At 69.3% G+C, this 9,513-nt stretch carries 5 protein-coding genes; 3 read left to right on the top strand and 2 right to left on the bottom strand.

What is annotated here, in order from left to right:
* Positions 1–125: 125 nt before the first annotated feature.
* Positions 126–2,411, bottom strand: coding sequence for an excinuclease ABC subunit UvrA (locus tag B0293_RS42475; RefSeq protein ID WP_052014508.1), 2,286 nt, complete (start codon positions 2,409–2,411; stop codon positions 126–128).
* Positions 2,412–2,468: 57 nt separating this feature from the next.
* Between B0293_RS42475 and B0293_RS42480 the strand changes: the two genes are divergently transcribed.
* Complete coding sequence (locus B0293_RS42480; protein ID WP_005160689.1) at positions 2,469–3,503, top strand: helix-turn-helix transcriptional regulator; 1,035 nt, start codon at positions 2,469–2,471, stop codon at positions 3,501–3,503.
* Here the strand turns inward: B0293_RS42480 and B0293_RS42485 are convergent.
* Positions 3,412–3,879: an Lrp/AsnC family transcriptional regulator gene (locus B0293_RS42485; protein WP_039918905.1), complete on the bottom strand. Its 468-nt coding sequence runs from the start codon at positions 3,877–3,879 to the stop codon at positions 3,412–3,414. The genes B0293_RS42480 and B0293_RS42485 overlap by 92 nt on opposite strands.
* A gap of 163 nt (positions 3,880–4,042) precedes the next feature.
* On the opposite strand from B0293_RS42485, the gene B0293_RS42490 reads away from it, so the two are divergent.
* Positions 4,043–7,489: an indolepyruvate ferredoxin oxidoreductase family protein gene (locus B0293_RS42490; RefSeq protein WP_005160692.1), complete on the top strand. Its 3,447-nt coding sequence runs from the start codon at positions 4,043–4,045 to the stop codon at positions 7,487–7,489.
* A gap of 177 nt (positions 7,490–7,666) precedes the next feature.
* Positions 7,667–9,298: a carboxylesterase/lipase family protein gene (locus B0293_RS42495; RefSeq protein ID WP_005160693.1), complete on the top strand. Its 1,632-nt coding sequence runs from the start codon at positions 7,667–7,669 to the stop codon at positions 9,296–9,298.
* The last annotated feature ends 215 nt before the right edge of the window (positions 9,299–9,513 follow it).

Below are 9,513 nucleotides of genomic sequence, written 5' to 3' on the forward strand. Positions count from 1 at the left end.
CGACCGAGGAACTGTTCGGTACCGGCGTGTCGGACAAAGCCTGATCGGGAATCATCGCGCTCGCCCGGGAACTGTTCCCGGGCGGGTGGGTGTTCCCGGCGCCGTCCGGCGCCGGGAACGCGTAGTCAGCGATTTCGCAGGTAACGGCCCGTGAGTGACGCGGGTTCCTCCGCCAGCGCGGACGGCGTGCCCTCGAACACGACCGTCCCGCCGTCGAAACCCGCGCCCGGCCCGATGTCGATGACGTGGTCGGCGTGCGCGATCACCTGCTGGTCGTGCTCGATCAGGACGAGGGTCGCGCCGTCGTCGACGAGTTCGTCGCAGAGGGTGAGCAACCGGTCGACGTCGCTGCCGTGCAGTCCAGCGGTCGGTTCGTCGAGGACCAGGCGCAGTTCGTCGGCCGGGCCCGCGTCGGCGAGGTGACGGGCGAGGAGGAGCCGTTGCCGTTCGCCGCCGGACAGGGTGTCGAGGCTCTGCCCGATCGTCAGATAGCCGAGTCCGACCCGGTCCAGCCAGCGCAAGCGTTGCCCGATGGGGGACCGCTCGCCGAACAGGGCGGCGGCGTCCGCGGGGTTCAGCGCCAGGACGTCGGCGATGCTGCGGTCGTTCAGGCGCGCGGCGAGCGCCTCCGGATTGAACCGGGTACCGCCACAGGCGTCGCAGCCGGTCTGGACGTCGTCGAGGAACGCCAGATCGGTGATGATGACGCCCTTTCCCTTGCAGACCGGGCAGGCTCCCCGTCCGTTGGCGCTGAACCACGAAGGGTGTTTCCCGGTGGCCTTGCCGAAGGCGTCGCGGACGGATTCGGCGACACCGAGCACGGTGGCGGGGGTGGAGCGGATGCCGCCGCGCAGCGGGGCCTGGTCGACGACGACGAAATCGGGATGCCGCCGGGGGAGTTCGCCGGTGATCAGGCTGCTCTTGCCGGAACCGGCGACCCCGGAGACGACGGTCAGGACGCCGAGCGGCACGTCGACGGTGACGTCACGCAGGTTGTGGCTGCGGGCGCCGGAGATCGTCACGGTTCCTCGGGCGGCGCGAGGTTCCTCCCGGAAATGGAGCGGTGTACGGAGGCTCCGCCCGGTTTCGGTACGGCTCGCGGCGAGTTCGCCGGGACTGCCTTCGAACTGGACGCGGCCACCACCTTCACCGCCGGCCGGTCCGAGGTCGATGACGTGGTCGGCGGCCGCGATGACCGCGGGATGGTGTTCGACCACGAGGATCGTGTTGTGCGCGTCGCGGAGCTTGGCCAGCAGTTCGAGGAGCCGGTGCACGTCGTGCGGGTGAAGGCCGGTGCTGGGCTCGTCGAACACGTAGCAGACGTCGCTGAGCGCGCTGCCGAGATGGCGGACGATCTTGACGCGCTGGGCCTCGCCGCCGGACAGCGTCCTCGATTCCCTGGACAGGCTGAGGTAACCGAGGCCGACGGACGCCAGCGCGTCGAGACGTTCCCGGATCGCTCGCACCAGCGGCGCCACCGACGGATCGCGCACGGCCGCGACGACGTCGCTCAGGTCATCGAGCGGCAGGGCCGACCAGTCCGCGATGGACCGCCCGTCGATCCGGCTTTCGCGCGCCGCCTCGGCGAGGCGGGTCCCCTCGCAGTCCGGGCAGACGCCACGGGTGACGACTCCGTCGAGCCCTTCCCGTTCCTCGGCCGTCAGGCGCGACGGCGTCTTGCGCAGATAGGAGTCCCGCAGTCGTGGGACGACGCCGTCGAAGAGACCGTGTTTGGGGTAGTCGGAGCCGGGGTTGTCGAGGGGAAGTCCCTCGGCGTGCAGCAATATGTCCACTTTGGTCGCCGGTAGCCGTCGCAAGGGGACATCCGGGTCGACGAGTCCTGAGTGGACGAGCCGTTTCCAGCGGTAGGTCCCCGGCGCGAACGTCGGGAAGCGCACGGCGCCGTCGCGCAGGCTTCGCGAGCGGTCGAGCAGCCGGTCGAGATCGATGTCGTCGACCACGCCGAGCCCTTCGCAGCGTGGGCACATCCCGCTGGGATCGTTGAACGAGTAGGCGGGCGAGAACCCGGCGCCTGGCTTTCCGAGGCGGGAGAACAACAGGCGCAGCAACGGCGCGATGTCGCTCGCCGTGCCCACGGTGGACCGCGCGTTGCCGGTGAACCGGCGCTGATCCACGATCGTGGTGAAGATCAGGCCGTCGATCCGGTCGACGTCGGCGGGCGGATGCTGCGGGAGCCGGTTGCGGACGAAGGCGGGATAGGTCCCGGTGACCAGGCGCTCGGCTTCGGCCGCGATCGTGTCGAACGCCAGCGACGACTTCCCCGAGCCGGATACGCCGGTGAACACCGTCAGCCGGTGTTTCGGTACCCGCACCGACACCTCGCGGAGGTTGTTCGTCCGGGCACCCTCGACGGTGATCCACCGGCCGCGATCGTCTCGCACTTTCGCCATGACACCACGCTACGATGAGATGTGGCCGGTTTACGGCCACAATTACCGGGAGGCGTCGTGACCGCACCACGGGAACGGATGTTGCGGCTGCTGTCGCTCCTGCAGACCGGCCGGGCGTGGCCCGCCGCCGAACTCGCGACGGCCATGGAGGTCCCGCCCCGCACCCTGCGCCGGGACATCGACCACCTCCGCGGCCTGGGCTATCCCGTGGAGAGCAGCCGGGGCCCGGGAGGCAACTACCGGCTGGTCGCGGGCGCCGCGCTGCCGCCGCTCATGCTGGAACACGACGAGGCGATCGCCACCGTGCTCGGGCTGCGTCTCGCCGCCGCGGGTGGGACCGGCATCGACCTGACCGCCGAATCAGCGGACCGCGCCGCCGCGAAACTCCGGCGAGTCCTCCCGCCGGCGTTGCGACGGCGGACCGACGCGATGCTGGCGGCCGTCGAGTTCGGGAGCGGTGAACAGCCGCGGGTCACCACCGGCGTCCTGGACGTCCTCGCCGCGGCGATCGCGGCTCGCCGGTGCCTCGAATTCGCGTACACGGCGAAGGACGGCCCGTCTTCCCGAACGGTCGAGCCGATGCGTCTCGTCCAGCTCGGCAGGCGGTGGTACCTCTACGCCTGGGACCTCGACCGGCAAGACTGGCGGAGCTTCCGCCTCGACCGGATCGCCTCGCCGAAGACGACCGAGGTGGCGTTCGAGCCCCGTGAGCTGCCCATCGACGACGTCGCGGGTCATCTCCAGGAACGCTTCCAGAGCCCCAAATCGCTCCGGATCACGCTGACGCTCGACGTCGGTGCGGGGGAGGCCGCGGCGCGGCTGCACCGGGTCGACGGGAGTTTCGAAGCACTCGGCGAGGACAGGTGCCGGTACGTCGCGTACGTCGATTCGTTCGAGTGGCTGGCTGTGGTCCTGACGCTCACCGAGATCGGGTTCACCGTGGAGGACCCACCCGAATTCGCTGATCACCTCGCGCGGATCGGGAGCCGGTTCCTCGGGCTCAAGCGTCGGGATGGGGCCACTGCTGGCCCCGCGTCCACGAGTCCAGCACCATCAGGGTCTTCGTGCCCGTCACCTGGTGGTGCCGCCTGATCTCGTCGATGGTGCGCTGCAGGTGGGCCATGTCCCGGACTCGCAGCCAGACGAGCGCGTCGGGGTCGCCCGCGATGGTGAACACCGCCTGGGCCTCCGGCATCCGGGTGGTCGTGCGGACGATCTCGCCGACCTTGGTGGTCCCGGTGAACCGCAGTTCGGTGAACGCCTCGATGCCCCAGCCGAGTTTGGTGTGGTCGATCTGGACGGTGTAGCCGGTGATGACGCCGTTCTCCTGCATGCGGTCGATGCGGCGTTTGACCGCCGCGGTCGACAGCGTGACGCGGGCGCCGATGTCCCCCAGGGTGCGCCGGGCGTCTTCCCGGAGCAGTTCGAGGATCTCGCGATCGGTCTCGTCGATGAGCAGGTCCGCCATGAGCCGAGATGGTACGCAGACGCAACGGATATCGGCCAGCGGAGAAGATGGGCCGGATTCTTTGCGCGATCGGGAGCAATAGACTGCCGCTTGTTGCGGCGGCCCGGCGAGTTCGGGTCTCCTGTCGTGACGTCACGCGGGGGTGCCGAAGGAGGCAGGTCTGGTGGAGCAGTTCACGTTGGAGGACCGCTATCTGCGGGAGGACGGCACCGTCTATCTCAGCGGGGTCCAGGCCCTGGTCCGGATGCTGTTCGACCGGGTGCGGCACGACCGCGCGGCCGGGGCGTCGCCCGCCGTGTTCGTCTCCGGGTACGAGGGTTCCCCGCTGGCCGGGTACGACCTCGAACTCGGCCGCCGTTCCGTCCTGCTCGACAAGCACGACGTCGTGCACCGGCCGGGCCTGAACGAGGAACTCGCCGCGACGGCGGTCATGGGCAGCCAGCTCACCGCGTCGGTCGGGTCTTCACCCGGTGGGGTCACCGGCTTCTGGTACGGCAAGGCGCCCGGCCTGGACCGCGCGACGGACGCCTTACGGCACGCGAACCTCGCCGGCACCGATCCGGCGGGCGGCGCGGTGGCGCTGGTCGGCGACGACCCGAACGCCAAGTCCTCGTCGGTGCCCTGTGCCTCCGAACTCGCGCTCGCCGATCTCGCCATGCCGGTGTTCTTCCCCTCCGATTCCCAGGACGTGCTGGACTTCGGGCTGCACGCCGTCGAGTTGTCCAGGGCCAGCGGGCTGTGGTCGTCGATGAAGCTCGTGGCGAACGTGGCCGACGCCGCGGGCACCGCCCACGTCCGGCCGAGGTGGACGGCGCCGGAGCTGGCGCTGCCCGCGTACCGGCACAAGCCCAGCTCCCGGCTGCTCGGGACCACGCTGATGGCGCTCGAACGCAGCCTCTACACCGAACGCGTGCCGCTCGCCGTCGAGTACGTGCGGGCGAGCGGGGTCAACCGGATCGTCCAGGAAGGACCCTCGGACCGGATCGGCATCGTCACCGCCGGAAAGTCCTATTTGGACCTGATGCAGGCGCTGCGGCTGCTCGGCCTGGACGCGGAAGCGTTGTCCCGGCACGGGATCCGGATCCTCAAACTCGGCGTCATCCACCCGCTCGAACCGTCGATCGTCCGCCGGTTCGCCGACGGCCTGAGCGAGATCGTCGTGGTGGAGGAGAAGCGCTCCTTCGTCGAGTCGGCGATCAAGGAGGTGCTCTACGGCACCGCGGGCGCGCCCGCCGTGTACGGCAAGACCGGCCCGGACGGCCGCACTCTGTGCACCGAACTCGGCGAACTCGACCCGGACGCCGTCGCCAGGGTGCTGGCCGGACGGCTGGGCGAGCACCACGAGATCCCGTCCGTGACCGCGTGGCGGCAGCGCCGACGCCGCGAGCGCATCTCGGTCCCGTTGCTGACCAGGACGCCGTACTTCTGCTCCGGCTGCCCGCACAACTCCTCGACCAAGGTGCCCGAGGGGACCGTGGTGGGCGGCGGCATCGGCTGTCACGCCATGGCGCTGTTCATGGAGCCGGAACAGGTCGGCGACGTGGTCGGCCTGACCCAGATGGGCGGCGAGGGCGCGCAGTGGCTCGGGATGGAGCCGTTCGTCGACGCCCGGCATTTCGTGCAGAACATCGGCGACGGAACGTTCACCCACTCCGGCAGCCTCGCGGTGCGGGCCGCGGTGGCCGCCGGGGTGAACATCACCTACAAGATCCTCTACAACGCGACCGTCGCGATGACCGGCGGCCAGGACGCCGTCGGCGGGCTCCCGGTGGAACGGCTGGCGGCGCTGCTCCTGGTCGAAGGCGTCGCCAAGGTGGTCATCACCAGCGACGAGCCGAAACGGTTCCGCGGGGTCGGCCTCCCGGACGGCGTCGAGGTCCGGCATCGTGACGAACTGCTGACCACACAAGAGGAACTGGCCGGCGTCTCCGGCGTCACGGTGCTCATCCACGACCAGGAATGCGCCGCGGAGAAGCGCCGCAAACGACGTCGCGGGAAGCTGGAGACCCCGGCCGCCAAGGTCGTGATCAACGAGCGCGTGTGCGAGGGATGCGGCGACTGCGGCGAGAAGTCGAACTGCCTGTCGGTGCAGCCGGTCAGCACCGAATTCGGCCGCAAGACCACGATCCACCAGTCGTCGTGCAACGTCGACTATTCCTGCCTGGCGGGGGATTGCCCCTCGTTCATGACGGTCGTGCCCACCGGGCGGAAGCACCGGCGCCACGCCGGCGAGATCACCGCGGCCGAACTGCCCCGGCCCGAGACCGCCGGCACCGACTTCACCGTGCGGATCACCGGGGTCGGCGGGACCGGCGTGGTCACCGTCGCGCAGATCCTCGCCACGGCCGCCGTGATCGAGGGCAAGCAGGTACGCACCCTGGACCAGACCGGGCTCGCGCAGAAGGGCGGCGCCGTCGTCTCGGATCTGAAGATCACCGCCGAGCCGACGCCGCAGGCCCCGAAACTCGCCGCCGGCGAATGCGATCTCTACCTGGCCTGTGACGTCCTCGTCGGCGCCGACCCGGCGCATCTGTCGGTGACCGATCCAGGCAGGACCACCGCCGTGGTCTCCACGACCGAGGTGCCGACCGGCCGGATGGTCGTCGACACCACCGTGTCCTTCCCCGACGCGGCGGCCGTCCGCGGCGCGATCTCGGACAACGCGGCGCGGACCGTGGCGCTCGACGCACGGGCACTGGCCGAAACCCTGTTCGACGACGACCAGTTCGCCAACATCCTCCAGCTCGGCGCGGCGCACCAGACCGGCGCCATCCCGCTGGACGCGGCCAGCCTGGAACGCGCGATCGAACTCAACGGGGTCGCCGTCGCGGGCAACCTCCAGGCGTTCCGGCGCGGCAGGCAGCTCGTCGCCGATCCCGACGGGCTGCACGCGGCGGTCGCCCCGCCCGCTGTCGCCGCGACCCCCGCCCCGTCTGCGGCCACCTTCCGCGCCCGCGCGCTCGTGCACGCCGAGCCGGGTTCGGAACTCGCGCGCCTGCTGGACATCCGCGTCCCCGAACTCGTTCAGTACCAAAACGTTCGCTATGCGCGGGAGTACGCCGAGTTCGTCGAACGGGTCCGGGTTCTCGAAGGGGATTCGAGCGCCGTCACCGAGGCGGTGGCGCGCAACCTGCACAAACTGATGGCCTACAAGGACGAGTACGAGGTCGCGCGGCTTTCGCTCGATCCCGCCGTGATCGCGGGGATCGAGGCGGAGTTCGGCGTCGGCAGCCGCTACGCCTATCGCCTGCACCCACCCGTGCTCCGCGCGCTGGGGATGAAACGGAAAATCGCGCTGGGCCCGAAGTTCCGCCCGGTGTTCGTCGCGCTGCGCGCCGCGCGGAAACTGCGGGGTACGCGCTGGGACCTGTTCGGCAAGGCGCACGTCCGGAAGGTGGAGCGGGAACTCGTCACGCAATACCGGGAAACGATCCTCACCGCTTTCGCCACCGTGGACGCCGATCGAGGCAGGCTGCTCGCCTTGGCCGAACTGCCCGACCTCGTTCGCGGTTACGAGGACGTCAAACTGAGGAATGTCGAGGCCTATCGCCGGGAACAGTCCGCTCTCCTCGCCGATCTCGCACCCGGAAAGACCCGGGTCAAATCCTGACCGGTGAATTCCGTCGTTTCCGTGGTCTTCGTTTCCGTATTCCTGAACAGGTGAATCCGGACCCCGGCGAAGACCATCTTGCCCGGGAATATGACCATTCCCGGGCGGCCGAACGGAGGTTGTGCCCTCCCCGGCGGTGGCAAGACTGGAGATCGTCACCGCCGCGGAGGAGGACGGATGAGATTCGACCGAAAGGTGGTCGCCGCCGTAGCGGCCACCGTGCTGATCGCGACGCCGTTGACCGGTTCGGTGTCCATGGCCGGTGAGCAGAACAAAGGCGACCCGCCCGCGCCGGTCTGCTCGACGGGCACCACGGTGAAGACCGACGACGGTCCGGTGTGCGGTGTCACGGCCGCCGGAGTGACGTCGTGGCAGGGAATCCGTTACGGCGCACCGCCGACCGGAGAACTACGCTGGAAAGCACCGCGACGCCCGGCCCCGTGGACCGAGACCTTCGCCGCGACCACCGAGGGCAACCAGTGCCCGCAACCGGCGAGCGTGGGTCCGGGCACGGACAACGAAGACTGCCTCAACCTGACCGTCCGCGCGCCCGCCAAACTGGGGCCAGGGCCGCTCGCGGTGATGGTGCAGATCCACGGAGGCGGCTTCCTGCTGTTGAAGCCACAGGACGCCAGCCGTCTGGTGACCGGCGGCAACGTCATCAGCGTGGAAGTCAACTACCGGCTCGGGATCTTCGGTTTCCTGGCCCACGAAGGATTCGGCGAGCACGCGGGGAACTACGGATTGCTGGACCAGCAGGCCGCGTTGCGCTGGGTGCAGCGCAACATTTCGCGGTTCGGCGGTGACCCGCGCAACGTCACGATCTACGGTGCTTCCGCGGGTGGCTCGAGCGTCTGCGCCCACACGGCGGCGCCGAGTTCGGCGGGGTTGTTCCAGCGCGGTATCGCCCAAAGCGGGGAGTACAACTCGCTGCTCGGCGTGGACACCGTCTGGCAGGCGCAGGATTGCAAGGCGAAACTGCCCACCGAAGAGCAGGCGCAGCGCACCGGAGCGAAGTTCGCCGCCGCTCTCGGCTGCGGCGTCGCCGCCGAAGCGGCGGCGTGTCTGCGCAAGGCTCCGGCGGCCGCAGTCCTCAAACAGGCGGATCACGGACGCGAGCCCGCCAACGGTACGGTGGCGCCGATCGTGGACGGGAAGTTCCTGCCGATGTCACCGGGGGAGGCCTTCGCCACCGGGCACGTCAACGACGTCGCGCTGATCCACGGCGTGGACCGCGACGAGACCCAGTTGCCCTTCGCGACGACTCCTGCCGACTACGAAAACCTGGTGCGCCAGCAGTACGGCGAGCACGCGCCCGCGGTCCGCAGGACTTATCCGCTGAAGCGGTTCCCGGCGCCCGCGCCGTTCCTCGCCTACCGGACCATCGTGGCCGATTCCAATTCGGTCTGCCCCTCGATGCTCAACACCGAGCGGCTGGCGAAGCACATTCCGGTGTTCGCCTACCAGTTCGACGACACCGACGTTCCGCCGCAGTTCTTCCTCGATCCCACCAAACCGAACGGCGCCTACCACATCGCCGAAATGCTCCTGCTGCTTCCGGGCGGCAACAAGCTCACCCCCAATCAACAGGTCCTGTCCGACCAACTGCTCACGCAGTGGACCGGCTTCGCCCGCACCGGCAATCCCACGGTGGACGGCGCTCCCCGTTGGGACCCCTACAGCGAGGACGATCCCGTCGTCATGTCGCTCAACGCCGCCGGTGACAGTCAGCTCACCACCGAGATCCCGCGGCAGCACCACTGCGAAAAGCTCTGGGACCCGCTGACGCCGTTCAACGAGCGCCGATAGTCTGGGTCGTGAGTGGCGTTTCGGGTTATTGAGCAGATAGGCAAAGGTGTCCTGTCAGGTGCCACGTCCGTGAAGGACTCCTTGAGGGACCCTGGGTCCCTCAAGGAGTCCTTCACGGACCGGTGTTCGGTGGCGATCAGCGTGGTGAAAGCCACGTTCGCAACCTTCAACGTTGCGAAAGTGGCTTTCGCAACACCTGAGGTCGGCGTACGGGC

Origin of the sequence: Amycolatopsis azurea DSM 43854, assembly GCF_001995215.1 — a bacterium.
Classification (GTDB): Bacteria; Actinomycetota; Actinomycetes; order Mycobacteriales; family Pseudonocardiaceae; genus Amycolatopsis; species Amycolatopsis azurea.

What these genes read in the sequence shown, in the direction of transcription:
- B0293_RS42495 (WP_005160693.1), top strand. Translation starts at nt 7,667, where the DNA reads ATGAGATTCGACCGAAAGGTGGTCGCCGCCGTAGCGGCCACCGTGCTG.
- B0293_RS42485 (WP_039918905.1), bottom strand. Translation starts at nt 3,879, where the DNA reads ATGGCGGACCTGCTCATCGACGAGACCGATCGCGAGATCCTCGAACTG.
- B0293_RS42475 (WP_052014508.1), bottom strand. Translation starts at nt 2,411, where the DNA reads ATGGCGAAAGTGCGAGACGATCGCGGCCGGTGGATCACCGTCGAGGGT.